The organism is Mycobacterium pseudoshottsii JCM 15466, assembly GCF_003584745.1.
In the GTDB taxonomy this organism is placed as follows: Bacteria; Actinomycetota; Actinomycetes; order Mycobacteriales; family Mycobacteriaceae; genus Mycobacterium; species Mycobacterium marinum.
Genome location: NZ_AP018410.1, coordinates 4,926,365 through 4,942,899, shown reverse-complemented (window position 1 = coordinate 4,942,899; position 16,535 = coordinate 4,926,365). Strand labels below are relative to the sequence as shown.

Annotated in this window: 12 protein-coding genes and 2 pseudogenes; 10 read left to right on the top strand and 4 right to left on the bottom strand. The window is 67.0% G+C overall.

Annotated features, from left to right (window positions below; translation table 11 throughout):
- Positions 1 to 36 precede the first annotated feature (36 nt).
- The 4 genes and pseudogenes from MPSD_RS22435 to MPSD_RS30465 all read left to right on the top strand — a co-directional run bounded on the left by MPSD_RS22435 (position 37) and on the right by MPSD_RS30465 (position 4,751).
- A complete protein-coding gene (locus MPSD_RS22435) occupies positions 37 to 825 on the top strand; it encodes a (2Z,6E)-farnesyl diphosphate synthase (RefSeq protein ID WP_020786233.1) in 789 nt (262 codons plus the stop codon).
- Between the two features lie 237 nt (positions 826 to 1,062).
- Positions 1,063 to 2,433 (top strand): hypothetical protein, encoded by a 1,371-nt coding sequence (locus tag MPSD_RS22425; protein WP_020786235.1) that lies wholly within the window; start codon positions 1,063 to 1,065, stop codon positions 2,431 to 2,433.
- A 189-nt stretch (positions 2,434 to 2,622) separates the two neighbouring features.
- On the top strand, positions 2,623 to 3,036 hold the full coding sequence (locus tag MPSD_RS22420) for a hypothetical protein (protein WP_015356912.1): 414 nt from the start codon (positions 2,623 to 2,625) through the stop codon (positions 3,034 to 3,036).
- A gap of 205 nt (positions 3,037 to 3,241) precedes the next feature.
- Positions 3,242 to 4,751 (top strand): annotated as a pseudogene (locus tag MPSD_RS30465) (PE family protein).
- A 50-nt stretch (positions 4,752 to 4,801) separates the two neighbouring features.
- Here the strand turns inward: MPSD_RS30465 and coaA are convergent.
- Positions 4,802 to 5,740, bottom strand: a complete 939-nt coding sequence (gene coaA / locus MPSD_RS22410) for a type I pantothenate kinase (protein WP_011738565.1) — start codon at positions 5,738 to 5,740, stop codon at positions 4,802 to 4,804.
- A gap of 161 nt (positions 5,741 to 5,901) precedes the next feature.
- Here coaA and glyA point away from each other — a divergent pair, with 161 nt between their 5' ends.
- The 5 genes and pseudogenes from glyA to MPSD_RS22385 all read left to right on the top strand — a co-directional run bounded on the left by glyA (position 5,902) and on the right by MPSD_RS22385 (position 12,130).
- Positions 5,902 to 7,182, top strand: coding sequence for a serine hydroxymethyltransferase (gene glyA / locus MPSD_RS22405; protein WP_086085774.1), 1,281 nt, complete (start codon positions 5,902 to 5,904; stop codon positions 7,180 to 7,182).
- A gap of 56 nt (positions 7,183 to 7,238) precedes the next feature.
- The gene (locus MPSD_RS22400) at positions 7,239 to 8,066 is read left to right on the top strand and encodes an acyl-ACP desaturase (protein ID WP_086085776.1); all 828 of its coding nucleotides are present in this window, start codon (positions 7,239 to 7,241) and stop codon (positions 8,064 to 8,066) included.
- A gap of 314 nt (positions 8,067 to 8,380) precedes the next feature.
- On the top strand, positions 8,381 to 9,682 hold the full coding sequence (locus MPSD_RS22395) for a PhoH family protein (RefSeq protein WP_012395935.1): 1,302 nt from the start codon (positions 8,381 to 8,383) through the stop codon (positions 9,680 to 9,682).
- A gap of 71 nt (positions 9,683 to 9,753) precedes the next feature.
- A complete protein-coding gene (locus tag MPSD_RS22390; protein ID WP_015356908.1) occupies positions 9,754 to 10,629 on the top strand; it encodes a polysaccharide deacetylase family protein in 876 nt (291 codons plus the stop codon).
- Between the two features lie 52 nt (positions 10,630 to 10,681).
- Positions 10,682 to 12,130: pseudogene (locus tag MPSD_RS22385) on the top strand (adenylate/guanylate cyclase domain-containing protein).
- Between the two features lie 29 nt (positions 12,131 to 12,159).
- On the opposite strand, the gene MPSD_RS22380 reads toward MPSD_RS22385, so the two are convergent.
- The 3 genes from MPSD_RS22380 to glpX all read right to left on the bottom strand — a co-directional run bounded on the left by MPSD_RS22380 (position 12,160) and on the right by glpX (position 15,793).
- A complete protein-coding gene (locus MPSD_RS22380; RefSeq protein ID WP_020786240.1) occupies positions 12,160 to 13,140 on the bottom strand; it encodes a DUF3824 domain-containing protein in 981 nt (326 codons plus the stop codon).
- A gap of 96 nt (positions 13,141 to 13,236) precedes the next feature.
- Positions 13,237 to 14,667, bottom strand: coding sequence for a class II fumarate hydratase (locus MPSD_RS22375; protein WP_020786241.1), 1,431 nt, complete (start codon positions 14,665 to 14,667; stop codon positions 13,237 to 13,239).
- A gap of 37 nt (positions 14,668 to 14,704) precedes the next feature.
- A complete protein-coding gene (glpX, locus tag MPSD_RS22370; protein ID WP_012395930.1) occupies positions 14,705 to 15,793 on the bottom strand; it encodes a class II fructose-bisphosphatase in 1,089 nt (362 codons plus the stop codon).
- Positions 15,794 to 15,861: 68 nt separating this feature from the next.
- Between glpX and MPSD_RS22365 the strand changes: the two genes are divergently transcribed.
- Complete coding sequence (locus MPSD_RS22365; RefSeq protein WP_020786242.1) at positions 15,862 to 16,509, top strand: DUF4245 domain-containing protein; 648 nt, start codon at positions 15,862 to 15,864, stop codon at positions 16,507 to 16,509.
- Positions 16,510 to 16,535: the final 26 nt, after the last annotated feature.

The following is a 16,535-nucleotide window of genomic DNA, read 5'->3' as shown; positions in this document are numbered from 1 at the left end:
CGGAATTTGGTGCGCGTCACAGTAGTCTGGATCCTCGTGGAGATCATCCCGCCGCGGCTCAAGGAGCCGTTGTATCGGCTGTATGAGCTGCGGCTGCGGCAAGGCCTGGCAGCCACGAGTTCCGAGTTGCCGCGGCACATCGCGGTGCTGTGCGACGGCAATCGCCGTTGGGCCCGCGATGCGGGTTACGACGACGTCAGCTACGGCTACCGGATGGGTGCCGCCAAGATCGCCGAGATGTTGCGGTGGTGCCAGGAAGCCGGCATCGAGATGACCACCGTCTACCTGCTGTCCACTGAAAACCTGCAGCGCGACGCCGACGAGCTGGCGGCGCTGATCGAGATCATCACCGACGTCGTCGAAGAGATCTGTGCCCCGGCCAACCGCTGGAGTGTGCGCACCGTCGGCGACTTGGAGCTGCTCGGCGATGAACCGGCGCGCCGGCTGCGCGAGGCCGTGGAATCCACGCCGGCCACCGCGCAGTTCCATGTGAACGTGGCAGTCGGCTACGGCGGGCGTCGCGAGATCGTCGACGCGGTGCGGGCGCTGCTGAGCAAGGAACTCGCCGACGGTGCGACCGCCGAGGAGCTTATCGACGCGGTGAGCGTTGAGGGCATTTCGGAGAACCTCTACACCTCGGGGCAACCCGACCCTGATCTGGTCATCCGCACGTCCGGCGAGCAGCGGCTGTCCGGGTTTCTGTTATGGCAGAGCGCCTACTCGGAGATGTGGTTCACCGAGGCGCACTGGCCAGCGTTTCGGCGGGTCGATTTTCTGCGCGCATTGCGCGACTACAGCATGCGCCATCGCCGGTACGGCAAGTAATCGCGTGCGGCACTGAGCCCGCCGCTGGGATGCCCCTCGATCTACCAGGGCTGGCGCTGCGGCACCGGCTCGACCGACTCGGTGGGCGCCAACCTCCGACTGCAATTGGGGCAGAACCGGGGGACAACCAGCAGGAGTTCATGATCTGGTTCAACCATCGATTCCTTCTCCGACGGCGTGGCACCGGCGAGGCCGCATCGGCGGTACGGCGAGGCGCTGGCGTGGAACACTGGGCGCATGGCTGCGCTGTCGGCGGTGGTGTTCACGCTCAGCGGTTGGCTGGGGCTCTACCTGCTGGCCCGCGACCCGCGCAAGCCGGTGCTGATATTGGCCGCCATTGGGCTATGCGGGTTTGCCCTTGTCTTGGCGTTGGATGCGGTGCGCAACACCAGCATGGCCCACGCCCAGTTGCTCGGTCAGCTGGAGATCTACCTGGTCGCCGTGCCGGGCGTGGCATGGTTCGGCGTTCTGCTCGAGTTGTCGGTGGCGCCCGAGCGCCCTTGGGCACGCAAAGCCGAGTTGCTGCTGATCGCGGCCGTCGGCGCGCTGGCCCTGCTGGGTGCGACCATCGCGGGCAGCGTGGCAGGGCCACTGCGGCCCGGTCACTGGCTGATGTTTGCGGTGATCTCGGCGGCAACGCTGGGCGCCATGGTGGCCGTGTTGGTGCGGCCGGCGCAGCCGATGTCGGTGGTCGGCGTGGTCATCGTCGCGACGCTGTTCTTCGCGCTGGGCAATGCCATCCTGGTGATTCCGCTGGGGCTGGTGCCCAGCTGGCTGGCCCTGGCCTCAACGGGATTCGACGTGTTGTTGCTCGGCGTGGCCGTGGCGGTATGGGACGCCTTCGACGAAGGCCAGGCGTTGCGCGCGGACATGCTGCGCTCGTTTGCGGGCGCGATGGCGGTCGCGGGTGTGTTGGGCGGTCAGGCGCTGATCGGGTTGGCCTTGATCCGCGATGAGCCCACCGCTTCGACCGTGCTGACGGTGCTGCTGTTCACCAGCCTGTCGATCGCCATCGCCGTGCAGGTGTTGGCCGACCCACTGGCCGGGGTACTGGACCGGCTGGCGTTTTCGAAATCGCCGGCACTGCGCGCCGACCGCGCGGCACTGCGCCACACCGGTGCGGCGCTACCGCTGCGGTCGGCGGATCCGCTTGCCGGCATCGATGACGAGACCTTTGTCAGGCTGACCCGCAGAGCGCTGGGGCACTACGGTGACCTGGCCAAGCTCGTCGCCAGCCCGTTGACCGCGTTGCCCGTGATCGATCAGCGGCTGGCCACCCGTGGGGTTCCCGACCAGCCGCTGGAACGGGCCAACGAACTTAAGGCCGTCCTGGCCGACGGCATCAAGCGACTCAAGCCGCGTGAGGGTGGTGATTTCGGAACCACCGAACAGTGGCGTTATTACAACTCGCTGTATTTTCCCTACGTCGTCGGTGTGCGCGCCTACGCGCAGAATGCCACCGCGGCGGGTTTGGATCCCATCGCCCGGCAGGCCTGGCAATGGCTGGTGACCGAGGTCCCGCAGCGGTCACTGCACAACTGGCAGAACGCGGCTGCTCGGCTGATCGCGGCCGATTTGCGCGGGCGCATCACGGTGGCCAGCGACTAGTCTTGCCGGCCCCCGCCCGGCGGGCGTTGACGGCACTGCCCGCAACTGCCTGACGGCGGGGAGAACGACCTGGTCACGGGGCCTATGGCAGCAGTTGGCAGTGCCATGCGTCGATCTGGCAGTGCGCAGGCGGCAGTCTCAAAACTGTTCCACCGACCGCCTTCTCGCACAGCCCCAAGGAGTAATGCAATGACCGCAATCTCGGGCCCGACAACTCGGCCCCTCTCCGATTCGACGGACGCACTGCTGCGTTTCGCGATGCGCGCGGACGCCACATTGACCGGACTCATGGGCCTGGCCCTCGCCGCGGCCGCCGACCCGATCTCGTCGCTGACCGGCCTGACATCCGCTCAGGAATACAGCATCGGTGCCTTCTTCGTGCTCTACGGCCTGTTGGTGTTCGGCCTCGCCGCGATACCCAACCTGCGTCGCGCCGGGATAGGGGTGGTCGTCGGCAACCTCGTCTACACCGTGGGCGCGATCGTCGCCGCCGAACTAGTGCCGATGACTGGCATCGGGGTGGCCGCGACAGTGGCCAGCGGCGTGTTCACAGCGGCATTTGCCGGGCTGCAGTACCTGGGAGTGCGTCGTATCACGGCCTGAACTCCCCTTCCCGCTGGTGCGGGGCGCCCCCGATAGCTGAGGTGGGTGCCCCGCACCAGCCATGTCGGGCGGTGGCGGGTTCCGCGGCCCGGGAGAGCCGGCGGTGACTGACGATGAGGTTGGAATGCTCAAATCGGCTCGGATCGATGGGTGATCCGAGATACGATCCGGCTGTTCGGCGGGGGTAAACCTCTAGAGGACAGTGATGTCATATTTGATAGCCGCCCCAGACCTGATGGCGCATGCCACAACGGAACTGTCGAGCATCGGTTCGGCCCTCACCGCGGCCAACGCGGCCGCCGCTGTCCCGACGACGGGGGTGCTGGCCGCCGGCGCAGATGACGTCTCGGCGGCGGTGGCCTCGCTATTTGCCGGGCATGCCCAGGCCTATCAGTCACTCGGCGGGCAGGTCGCGGCGTTTCACCAGCAGTTCCTCGAGGGGTTGCGCGGAGCCAGCGGCGCCTATGCGGCCGCCGAGGCGGCCAACGTGTCGCCACTGCAGGATCTGCTGGGGTTGATCAATGCGCCTACCCAGGCGCTGTTGGGACGTCCGCTGATCGGCAACGGCACCAACGGCACCGCCGCCAATCCCAACGGAGGCGCGGGCGGATTGTTGATCGGCAACGGTGGCAACGGCTGGAACAGCACCACCGGTGGGGCTGCCGGCGGTAACGGCGGTGATGCGGGGCTGCTCGGCAACGGCGGGACCGGGGCAGCGGCGGGGCGCTGGCGCCCGGCGGCACCGGTGGTGTCGGTGGCTGGCTATATGGCAATGGCGGTGTCGGGGCGAATGGGGGCGGCGGGGGTAACGCCTTCTTGTTGGGTGCCGGCAGGGCGGGCGGTGTCGGTGGCACCGGCGGCGTCGGCGCGCTCGGCGGTGACGGCGGCACCGGTGGACGCGGCGGGTGGTTGTGCGGAGACGGTGGATCCGGCGGGAGCGGCGGGCACGGGGGTGTGGGGCCGGCGGTGGCGAGTTCCCCGACCCGGGTGGTGGTGGCGGCCGCGGCGGGAGCGGCGGTGCGGCTGGGCTGGTCGGCAATGGCGGCTCTGGCGGCAGCGGCGGGGGCGGGGGAACGGGAGGCACGGCCGACTTCCTGGGTGGCACACAGTCCACCGGCGGGGGCGGGGGGGCCGGCGGTGACGCCGGGGTCGGCGGAGCCGGCGGGGCGTTGTTGGGCAACGGTGGGGCCGGCGGCGCCGGCGGCAATGGCGGGGACGGTGGCGGTTATGTCACCTCCGGCAATGCTCCCCGAGGCGGCGGCAATGGCGGCGAGGCGGGCGACGGCGGCCTGGGCGGCTCCGCCGGCATGTGGGGGGCTGGAGGTGCCGGTGGGGCTGCCGGTACCGGCGGCGCTGGCATCTCGGGATACCCGAACGGGTTCGGCGGCAGCGGGGGCACCGGCGGCAACGGCGGCAACGGCGGCGGTGGTGGCACCGGTGGCTGGTTATACGGCGACGGCGGTGCGGGCGGGGCCGGCGGTAGCGGCGGCCCAGGCGGAACGACTCACGACCAATACATTGGCGGCGATGGGGGTGACGGCGGTGATGGCGGCGCCGGCGGCGACGCCCAGCACATCGGCAATGGCGGCGCCGGCGGTGAGCGCGGCGCGGCCGGCACCGGCGGGTCCGGCTTTGCCGACGGGTCGGCGGGCAGCGGCGGTGCCGGAGGCACCGGCGGGTCACTGTGGGGTGCGAATGGGGCGAGCGGCCTTTAAGTCAGGCCCCGGGCTGACTCGGCGCCGGATCAACCTAGCGGCGCCGCGGCCTACAGTTTGCGTAGCCGCAGCCGCTTGATGGAGTGGTCGGCATCCTTGCGCAGCACCAATGTTGCCCGCGGCCGAGTCGGCAGGATGTTTTCAACGAGGTTGGGTCGGTTGATCGTTCGCCAGATCTCGCGCGCGGCGACCACAGCTTCCGGGTCGGGCAGCGCCGAGTAGTGGTGGAAGTGTGACTCCGGGTTGGCAAACGCGGTGCTGCGCATGGCCAGGAACCGCGACACGTACCACTGCTCGATGTCTTCGATTCGGGCGTCCACATACAGCGAGAAATCGAACAGATCCGACACCATCAGCGTCGGGCCCGTCTGAAGTACGTTGAGTCCCTCCAAGATCAAGATGTCGGGATGGCGGACGACTTGTTTGGCTCCGGGGATGATGTTGTAGTGCAGGTGTGAATACACCGGTGCGCAGGCATAGTCGGACCCGGACTTCACCGACGTGACGAACCGCATCAGCGCCCTGCGGTTGTAGCTTTCTGGAAAGCCCTTGCGGTGCATCAGATTTCGTCGCTCCAACTCGGCGTTGGGGTAGAGAAATCCGTCTGTGGTGACCAGGTCCACCCGGGGATGGTGATCCCAGCGCGCCAAGAGGGCCTGAAGCACGCGGGCGGTGGTCGACTTGCCGACTGCCACGCTGCCGGCCACGCCGATGATGAACGGCACCGGCCGGTCAGGGTTCTGCTGTGGCTCACCCAGGAATTCCGCGGTAGCGGCGAACAGTCGTTGACGGGCCGCGACCTGAAGATGAAGCAACCGGGCCAGGGGCAGGAAGACCTCTTCGACCTCGAGCAGGTCGATCTGTTCCCCGAGGCCGCGCAGGCCGATCAGTTCGGCTTCGGTGAGAGCCAGCGGTGTCGACATTCGCAGCGCGCGCCACTGCCTTCGGTCGAACTCCACATAGGGGCTCGGCTCGCTAAGCCGTGACATGGCATAAGTCTTACAGGGGCGAGGGCATGCTTGTCGCCTGGGGCCAGCGGTACTGGGGGATCGGGCCCGCAACGGCACCACTGGATACACTGGCGGCCGTGACTGCCGCACCTGACGCTCGCACTTCCGCCCCAAAATCCGCGCCGAGAAATGCTTCTGTGATGGAGGCTCCGCTCGCTGAGGTCGACCCCGACATCGCAGCGCTGCTGGGCAAGGAACTCGGTAGGCAGCGGGACACGCTGGAGATGATCGCCTCGGAGAACTTCGTCCCGCGAGCGGTATTGCAGGCCCAGGGCAGTGTCTTGACCAACAAGTACGCCGAGGGCCTGCCGGGCCGGCGTTACTACGGCGGTTGCGAGCACGTCGATGTGGTGGAAAACATTGCCCGCGACCGGGCTAAGGCGCTGTTCGGCGCCGATTTCGCCAACGTGCAGCCGCATTCGGGCGCCCAGGCCAACGCCGCGGTGTTGCATGCGCTCATGTCGCCGGGGGAGCGGCTGCTGGGGCTGGATCTGGCCAATGGGGGCCACCTGACCCACGGCATGCGGCTGAACTTCTCCGGCAAGTTGTACGAGAACGGCTTCTACGGCGTCGACCCGACGACGCACCTGATCGACATGGACGCGGTGCGGGCCAAGGCGCTCGAGTTCCGTCCGAAGGTGATCATCGCCGGCTGGTCGGCCTATCCCCGGGTGCTCGACTTCGCGGCCTTCCGCTCCATCGCCGATGAGGTTGGCGCCCAGTTGTTTGTCGACATGGCCCACTTCGCCGGGCTGGTGGCTGCCGGATTGCATCTGTCCCCGGTGCCGCATGCGGATGTGGTTTCCACCACAATTCACAAGACGCTCGGTGGCGGCCGGTCGGGCATGATCCTGGGCAAGCAGGAATTCGCCAAGGCCATCAATTCGGCGGTTTTCCCTGGCCAGCAGGGCGGTCCGCTCATGCATGTCATCGCGGGCAAGGCGGTGGCACTCAAGATCGCCGGCACGCTCGAATTCGCCGATCGGCAGCGGCGCACGCTGGCGGGTGCCCGGATTGTCGCCGATCGGCTGATGGCTTCCGACGTCGCCAAGGCGGGGGTCTCGGTGGTCAGCGGCGGCACCGACGTGCACCTGGTACTGGTCGATTTGCGTGATTCCCCGCTCGATGGCCAGGCGGCCGAAGACCTGCTGCACGAGGCGGGAATCACGGTCAACCGCAACGCTGTCCCCAACGATCCGCGGCCACCGATGGTGACCTCGGGCTTGCGGATCGGGACTCCCGCATTGGCCACCCGCGGGTTCGGCGATGCCGAATTCAGTGAGGTCGCCGACGTGATCGCGGGCGCCCTCGCGGCCGGGCGCTCGGCCGATGTGGCCGCGCTGCGGGCCAGGGTAACCCGTCTGGCCAGGGACTTTCCCCTCTACGAGGGCCTCGAGGAGTGGAATCTCGTAGATCGCTGACGGCGACACGGGGGGTCGATTTTAATTATCCTGTGTATGAGGGTTACAGTTACCGCATGGCAGAGAAACCTGTCGCTAATGCGCTGACCCTCGAACTTGAGCCCGTGGTCGAACAGAACATGGCTCGCCACCTCGACACCGAGGACATTTGGTTCGCCCACGACTTCGTCCCCTTCGACCAGGGCGAGAACTTCGCCTTCCTCGGTGGACGTGACTGGGATCCCTCCCAGACGACGCTGCCCAGGCTGATCACCGATGCCTGCGAGATCCTGTTGATCCTCAAGGACAACCTGGCCGGCCGTCACCGCGAACTCGTCGAGCACTTCATTCTCGAGGACTGGTGGGGTCGTTGGCTGGGTAGATGGACCGCTGAGGAGCACCTGCACGCCATCGCTCTGCGCGACTACCTGGTGGTGACTCGCGAGGTCGACCCGGTCCTCAACGAAGACGTCCGCGTCCAGTACGTGATGAAGGGGTACCGGGCCGAGAAATACACGCAGGTCGAAACTCTCGTGTACATGGCCTTCTACGAGCGCTCCCTGGTCGCCTTCTGCCGCAACCTGGCTGCCCAGATCGAGGAACCCGTCCTGGCCGGCATGATCGACCGGATCGGCCGTGACGAAGCGCGTCACGAGTTGTTCTTTGCCAATCTTGTGGACCACTGCCTGGCCACCCGCCGCGACGAGACGATCGCCGCGATTGCCGCCCGGGCCGGCGATCTGCAGGCCCCCGGTGCCGACATCGACGCCTACCAGGACAAACTGCGCGACGTTGCCGAGGCCGGAATCTTTGGCGCGGACCAGCTCAAGCAGGTTGTTTCGGGCCGCATCACCGAATGGGGATTGGCTGAGGAGCCTGCGCTCAAGCAGTTCGTGACGGGCTAGATCGACTTCGACAAAACGATGCACTGCGCCTGGCGCAGTGCATCGTTTTCGTCTGTTGGGCTTGACCGCTCAGCTCCTGCGCGGCGCGACCGCGCGGTCCGTCGTCGTCAAGGTGTGCTTGCCTCGGCGCGCCTGTCCTGCGTGGGTGTGCTCACCGGAGTAGCGTCGCAGGTGATGGTCAGCGACTTGCTCAGCTGCCAGGGCGGCACCTTCCGTCACTACAACGGCAGGACCGGCCCCGGTCCTGGTACCGCGGCCCGCGTCGACACGCTCGTGCGGGTCCGCCCGAGCGGCAATCGCTCGAGGAGCGCTCTGTGACCGATATTCGGACTTACGTGCTGGACACCTCCGTGTTGCTGTCCGACCCCTGGGCCTGCAGCCGGTTCGCCGAGCACGAAGTGGTGGTTCCACTGGTGGTAATCAGTGAGCTCGAAGCCAAGCGGCATCACCATGAGTTGGGTTGGTTCGCCCGGCAGGCATTGCGGTTGTTCGACGACCTTCGACTGGAACACGGGCGGCTGGATCAGCCCATTCCGGTTGGTAAACAAGGTGGTTCGTTGCACGTCGAGCTCAACCACACCGACCCTTCGGTGCTGCCCGCGGGATTCCGTACCGACAGCAACGACTCTCGCATCTTGAGTTGCGCGGCCAACCTTGCCGCCGAGGGCAGACGAGTTACGTTGGTCAGCAAGGACATTCCGCTTCGAGTCAAGGCCGCTGCGGTGGGCTTGGCGGCTGACGAGTACCACGCGCAGGACGTCGTAGCCTCCGGCTGGTCCGGGATGCACGAAATCGAAACGGCTGCAGGGGATATCGATGCCCTATTCGCCGACGGAGAGATCGACCTGGCCGAAGCCCGCGATCTGCCCTGCCACACCGGGGTCCGGCTGCTGGGCGGAAGTTCACATGCGCTGGGCCGGGTCACCGCGGCCAAACGTGTGCAGCTAGTCCGCGGTGACCGCGAGGTTTTCGGTTTGCGGGGTCGCTCGGCCGAACAGCGGGTAGCGCTGGACCTGCTGCTCGACGAGTCGGTGGGCATCGTGTCGATGGGCGGCAAAGCCGGGACCGGAAAGTCGGCGCTGGCGCTGTGTGCCGGCCTGGAAGCGGTGCTCGAGCGCCGCACTCACCGCAAGGTGGTCGTTTTCCGCCCGCTCTATGCGGTGGGCGGCCAGGAGCTGGGCTACCTACCCGGCAGCGAGAGCGACAAGATGGGGCCATGGGCCCAAGCCGTCTTCGACACGCTCGAAGGTTTGGCCAGCCCGGCGGTGCTCGAGGAGGTTCTCTCCCGGGGCATGCTCGAGGTGCTGCCGCTCACCCACATCCGGGGCCGCTCGTTGCATGACTCGTTCGTCATCGTCGACGAAGCCCAATCGCTGGAACGCAACGTGCTCTTGACCGTGCTGTCGCGGCTGGGTACCGGGTCCCGGGTGGTGTTGACGCACGACATCGCGCAGCGCGACAACCTGCGAGTCGGCCGCCACGACGGCATTGTCGCGGTGATCGAGAAACTCAAGGGGCATCCGCTGTTTGCGCACATCACGCTGCTGCGTAGTGAACGGTCCCCGATCGCCGCGCTGGTCACCGAGATGCTCGAAGAGATCGCCGGGCCGCACTGATCGGCCCCTGACCAGGGCGCGAGACCCCGCGATGGCGGGATCGGGTGCCCAGCGCCAGGTAGGCTGCCAAGGTGCGCAAACGACCCGACAACCAGGCCTGGCGGTATTGGCGCATGGTCGTCGGGGTCGTTGCGGCGGTGGCCGTGCTGGTGATCGGCAGCCTGACCGGCCATGTCACGCGTGCCGATGACCAGAGTTGCGCGGTGGTCAAATGTGTCGCGCTGACCTTCGATGACGGTCCAAGCCCGTTCACGGATCGTCTGCTGCAAATCCTGAAGGACAACGACGCCAAGGCCACGTTCTTCCTGATCGGCAACAAGGTGGCGGCCAACCCCGCGGCAGCGAAACGCATCGCCGAAGCGGGCATGGAGATCGGCAGCCACACCTGGGAACACCCCAACATGACGACCATCCCCGAAGCGGACATCGCCGGCCAGTTTTCCCGGGCCAACGACGCGATCAAAGCCGCGACGGGTCGCACACCCACGCTCTATCGTCCCGCCGGGGGACTGTCCAACGCGGCGGTGCGCCAGACCGCCGCAAAATACGGCCAAGCCGAAATCCTCTGGGATGTCATCCCCTTCGACTGGGCCAACGACTCCAACACCGCGGCCACGCGCTACATGCTGATGAGGCAGATCAAGCCGGGTTCGGTGGTGTTGTTTCATGACACCTACTCGAGCACCGTCGACCTGGTCTACCAGTTCATTCCGGTGCTCAAGGCAAATGGCTATCGCCTGGTGACGGTCAGCGAGCTGCTCGGGCCGCGGGCGCCCGGCAGCAGCTACGGCAGCCGGGACAACGGCCCGCCCGTCGACGAACTGCGCGACATTCCGCCCAGCGACATCCCGCCGTTGCCCAACACCCCGTCGCCCAAACCCATGCCGAACTTCCCGATCACCGACATAGCGGGTCAGAACTCAGGCGGGCCCAATAACGGTGCCTAGCACCAGCGCTTCGGCAGGCCAAGCGCAGCCGAAGACCGCCCGCAGGCTTTTACTGCAATACGCGTTCGACCTCGCCCTGGCCTACTTCATCGCCGTCGTTGATGCATCGGCGATCTTGATCCCACTGCGCGGTCACACCTACGTCGACTTCGCCCAACGAAACCTGCCGGTGGTGTCGGTCCTGGTGGTGCTGGGGATCATCAGCGTCGCGGTTGCCGGAGCACTGACCCTGGCCCCCACCCTGCAGTGGTTCGTCCCGGGGCACCCGCCCACCAAGGCGCAGCGAGAAGCCGCGCTGCGGCTCGGTGGTCGCCAGTCGCTGATCCTGGTCGGAGCCTGGGCCGCATCCGGGGCAGTCCTGATGCTGCTCAACCACGCGGACGGCACCAAGATCCTGCTGCCGATTCTGCTCGGTGTGGTGCTGGGGGGACCCGCCGCCGCGGGCACCGGCATGCTGCTGGCGCAACGCACCCTGCGGCCCATCGTGGGGGTGGCCACCCGGGGCGGCCAGCCGCGACTGGCGGTCCCCGGCGTGTTCGCCCGGCTGGTCCTGCTCTGGTTCCTGTGCAGCGCCTTGCCCATCGGGGTCATCGGGACCTTCATCGTGTTGCGGTCCTACGGGTGGGTCATTGAACAGTCCGCGTCGCTGGATGTGCCGATCCTGGTCGTATCGTTGGCCGCCCTGTTGCTCGGGCTGCCGACGATGATCCTGACCTCGCGATCCATCTCCGATCCACTCGATGAGATCGTCGACGCCATGGGGCAGGTCGAGCACGGCCACATCGGCACCTACGTCGGTTCCTACGAGCGCTCCCAAATTGGGCGCCTGCAAACGGGGTTCAACCGCATGGTGGCCGGCCTGGAAGAGCGGGAACGCCTCCGGGACCTGTTCGGCCGCCATGTCGGCACCGATGTCGCACGGCGCGCCCTCGAAGAGGGCTCCGGGTCGCCGGGCGAAGTGGTGGAGGCGGCGGTTCTCTACATCGACCTGGTGGGCTCCACGCAGCTGGCCGAAAACCGCCCGCCGCAATAGGTAGCCGAAGTGCTCAACGACTTCTTCCGGATAGTCGTCGACGCCGTCGATGAGCATCAGGGGCTGATCAACAAATTCGAAGGTGACGCTGCGCTGGCCGTCTTCGGAGCGCCGCTGCGAACCGGTGATCCGGCGTCGGCCGCGCTGGCGACGGCGCGCGCGTTGGGCACCCAGCTGCGTGGCCTACCGGCGGTGGATTTCGGTGTCGGTGTTTCGGCGGGGCGGGTTTTTGCCGGCAACATCGGTGCGGAAAACCGCTACGAATACACGGTCATCGGCGACGCGGTCAATGAGGCCGCACGGCTGGCCGACCTCGCCAAGACCTCCGAGCGGCGGATTCTGTGTTCGGCGGCGGCGCTTGACCGCGCCCATGAGGCCGAGTGCCGTCGCTGGATCCAGTGCTATTCCACGGTGCTGCGCGGCCGCTCCGAAGCCACGCACGTCTGTGCCCCGGCCGAGGCCGGCTAGCGCGGGTTCGGCTCGGTACTTGTCGGTTTTCAGGACTTGTCGACCTTGAGTGCCGCAATGACCTTGCTGATCGTGGCCGCCGAGGCGGCATCGCTGATGGGTGTGGCGCCCAGGAAGATGGTGACCGGTTTGGTGTCGACGGCGATGATGACCACGGAGTCACCCTTGACGTTGCGTGAGGTGTCGGCGATCGTGATGTCGGCGTCAACTCGAGCCGCCTTGACCCCGTCGACGGTGGTCGACGACTTCTTGGTGGGGCCCAGGGTGGGCGACGACTGCACGTAGCCGGGGCCGTCGACCACACATTGCATCAGCTTCGATGCCTGCTCGCTGACATCCATGCTGGCCACGAAGTTGGTGACGGCGACCTCGGCCTGCATCATCCACTGGCTGGCGTCGGGTACCTCCTGGCCGACCCCCAACGCTCCAATCAGGTTGGGGCTCTGATCGTCGCCGAATACCGACCAGCCCGGTGCCGCGCTGATCGGGAACGACAACTTGCCGGCACTGATGATCTCCCCGAGTGGCCGCTCACCGGCGGACACGTTGGGGGTGCAGCCGGTCGCGTTCTGCTCGGAGTTGTCCGGCTCCGAAGTCGAAGCGCCGCTGGTCGCGGAGGTGCCCGAGGGGCCGGCGTTGTTCGATTTGTTGCCGCCGAGCGTAAAGACCAGCACCACTACCAGCGCCAGTACGCCCAGCACGGCGACACCGGCGATGATCAGCCACGGTGCCTTCGAGCCCGGTCCTTTCGGCGGCGGTCCGGGTGAGTACGGCCCGGTCGGCCAGCCGGGGCCGGTGCCATACGGCTGACCGGCCTGGGGGAATTGCTGGGGTGGATAGGTGCCCGACCCGTAGGAAGGCGCACCGCCCTGCGGGTTGGTGTACGGCCCGGTCGGTGGGTACGGGTATTGGCCGCCGGCCTGGGGCTGGCCGTACCCGTAGGGGGCCTGACCATACGGGTTGTAGCCGGCCGGATCCTGGCCATAGGGCCCACCGGGAGGAGTCGTCATACGCCTAACCATCCTCGTTTCCTTGAACCGCCTCGGTTGAGGGGGTCGCGCAACCGCGCGGGCGTAGCCAGTCGCCCGGCACGGACCTAGGTCGGCCTAGTCGTCGGTCGCTTCGACCTTGGCCATCGCAAGCACGTCGAGACGGCGGTCGAGTTCCTCGAGCGAGAGCTTGTCGCCGATCAAGCCGCGATCGATGACGGTCTGGCGGATCGTCTTGCGTTCCTTGAGCGCTTGCTTGGCGACCGCGGCCGCCTCCTCGTAGCCGATCGCCGAGTTCAGCGGTGTCACGATCGACGGTGAGGACTCCGCGAGTTCACGCAGGTGCTCGGCGTTGGCGGTCAACCCGGCAATGCAGCGCTGCGCGAACAGCTTTGAGACGTTGGTCAGCAACGTGAATGACTCGAGGATGTTGCGGGCCATCATCGGGATGTAGACGTTGAGCTCGAAGGCGCCATTGGCGCCGCCCCAGGCCACCGCCGCGTCGTTGCCGATCACCTGCGCCGCGACCTGCGTAACAGCCTCGGGGAGAACCGGATTCACCTTGCCCGGCATGATGGAGCTGCCGGGCTGCAGGTCCGGCAGCTGGATTTCGGCCAAACCGGTCAACGGACCGGAGCCCATCCAGCGGATGTCGTTGGCAATCTTGGTCAGCGACACCGCGATGGTGCGCAGCGCCCCGGAGGCCTCGACCAATCCGTCCCGTGCGGCTTGGGCTTCGAAAGAGTTCGCCGCCGTTCGCAATTGGGGCAGCCCGGTCTGGGACACCAGCACCGACACCACCTTGACGCCGAAGCCCTCGGGGGCGTTGAGTCCGGTACCGACCGCGGTACCGCCGATGGCCAGTTCGCCGAGTCGGGGCAACGTGGCGCGTACGCGCTCGATGCCGGCCTCGATCTGGCGGGCATACCCGCTGAACTCCTGGCCCAGCGTGACCGGAACCGCGTCCATCAAGTGGGTCCGGCCCGACTTGACCACCGACTGCCACTCGAGAGCCTTCGTGGCCAGGGCGTCCTGCAAGATCTCCAGGGCGGGGATGAGGTGGCTGACGGCGGCCTCGGTGGCCGCGATGTGAGTGGCGGTTGGGAAGGTGTCGTTCGACGACTGCGACATGTTGACGTCGTCGTTGGGGTGTACCGCCACGCCATTGGCGCCGGCGATGCTGGCGATCACCTCGTTGGTGTTCATGTTGGAGCTGGTGCCCGAGCCGGTCTGGAAGACATCGATCGGGAACTGGTCGTCGTGTTGGCCGTCGGCGATCTCGGCGGCGGCAGCGATGATCGCTTGGGCCTTCTCCGGTGCCAGCAGCCCGAGGTCCATGTTCACCTGCGCGCAAGCGCCCTTGAGCAGGCCCAAGGCGCGGATCTGGGCGCGCTCGAGACCGCGGCCCGAGATGGGGAAGTTTTCCACCGCCCGCTGGGTTTGGGCGCGCCATAGTGCCTTTGCCGGCACCCGGACCTCGCCCATGGTGTCGTGCTCGATGCGGTATTCGGTGTCGTTGTCGGCATCGTCGCGGGCGCTGTGGGCCATTGGCGGGTCCTTGCTGGTCGGGTTTGCGGGAGGGGTGTTACGGCAGGGGATAGGCGGCGGTGCTGTCGCCGGTGAAGTCGATCGCCGAGTATTCGTTGAGTTTGGAAAGTCGGTGGTAGGCCTCGATCATCCGCACGGTGCCCGACTTGGACCGCATCACGATCGACTGCGTGGTGCAGCCGCCCGGGTAGTAGCGAACACCCTTGAGCAGGTCACCGTCGGTGACCCCGGTGGCACAGAAGAAGACGTTTTCCCCGGACACCAAGTCCTCGGTGGTCAGCACCTGATCGAGGTCGTAGCCGGCGTCGAGCGCCTTGCGGCGCTCGGCCTCGTCCTTGGGGGCCAGTTGCGCCTGGATGGCTCCGCCCATGCAGCGAATCGCGGCGGCGGCGATGATGCCCTCCGGCGTGCCGCCGATCCCGGCCAGCATGTCGGTGCCCGATTCCGGTCGGCATGCCGAGATGGCGCCGGCGACGTCGCCATCGGTGATCAGCCGGATCCGGGCGCCGGTGGCCCGAACGTCTTCGATCAACTGGGCGTGTCGTGGCCGGTCCAGGATGCATACCGTCATGTCCCGCGCCGACAATGCCTTGACCCGGGCCACCGCCCGAACGTTCTCGGCAATGGGTGCGGTGATGTCGAGCACGTGCGCGGCCTCGGGGCCGACGGCGATCTTGTTCATGTAGAACACCGCCGACGGATCGAACATTGCACCGCGATCGGCTACCGCCAGCACCGAGATGGCGTTGGGCATGCCCTTGCTCATCAGTGTGGTGCCATCAATCGGGTCGACAGCGAAGTCGCACTCTGGCCCGTCGCCATTTCCGACGTCTTCGCCGTTGTACAACATCGGGGCGTCGTCTTTCTCGCCCTCGCCGATGACCACGACGCCACGCATCGACACCGAGTTCACCAGCTCGCGAATCGCGTCGACAGCGGCGGCGTCGCCACCCTCCTTGTCGCCGCGCCCCACCCAGCGGCCCGCGGCCATGGCACCGGCCTCGGTGACTCGCACGAGTTCCATCGCCAGGTTGCGGTCGGGGGCTTCGCCACGTGGCGGCCGTGGCAGCGATGGGTCGCGCCCCGCGACCGCGGTTGGCGACGAACCGGATCCCTGAGCTGTCATGGTTGGTGATTGTCCCAGAAGCAGATCACCGGGCTGGAGCTGGGATACTGGCCTGCGATACTGGCCAGGTGACTGGTGAGCCGCAGCCGGGCCCGAAGCCGGCCAAACCACGGTTGCTGCAGGATGGGCGCGACATGTTCTGGTCGCTTGCCCCGCTGGTGGTTGGCTGCATCCTGCTGGCAGGCCTGGTAGGGATGTGTTCCTTCCAACCGGGCGCGACCAATCGAGGAAATGTCCCGTCCTACGACGCCGCGGCGGCTCTGAAGGCCGACGCGGCCGCCCTGGGATTCCCGATTCGGCTGCCAGTCCTGCCGGATGGATGGAAAGCCAACTCGGGCGGTCGTGGCGGCATCGAGAATGGGCGCACCGATCCGGCTAACGGTCAGCTGCTGCGCGCGACCACCTCGAAGGTGGGATACATCAGCCCATCGGGGATGTACCTGAGCCTGACCCAGAGCAATACCGACGAGGACAAGCTGGTCCGATCGATCCATTCGGACATGTATCCGACTGGCACCGTGGATGTGGTCGACACCAGCTGGGTTGTCTACGAAGGCACCGATAGCAACGGCTCCACCGAGCCGGTGTGGACCACCCGGCTTACCAGCCCGCAGGGTCCCGCCCAGGTCGCAATCACCGGCGCCGGAAGCGCCGACGAATTCCGTACGCTGGCGCTGGCTACGCAATCGCAGGCGCCGCTGCCGACCAAGAATTAGCCGGCAAGCCGGCAGAAGGGACTGAT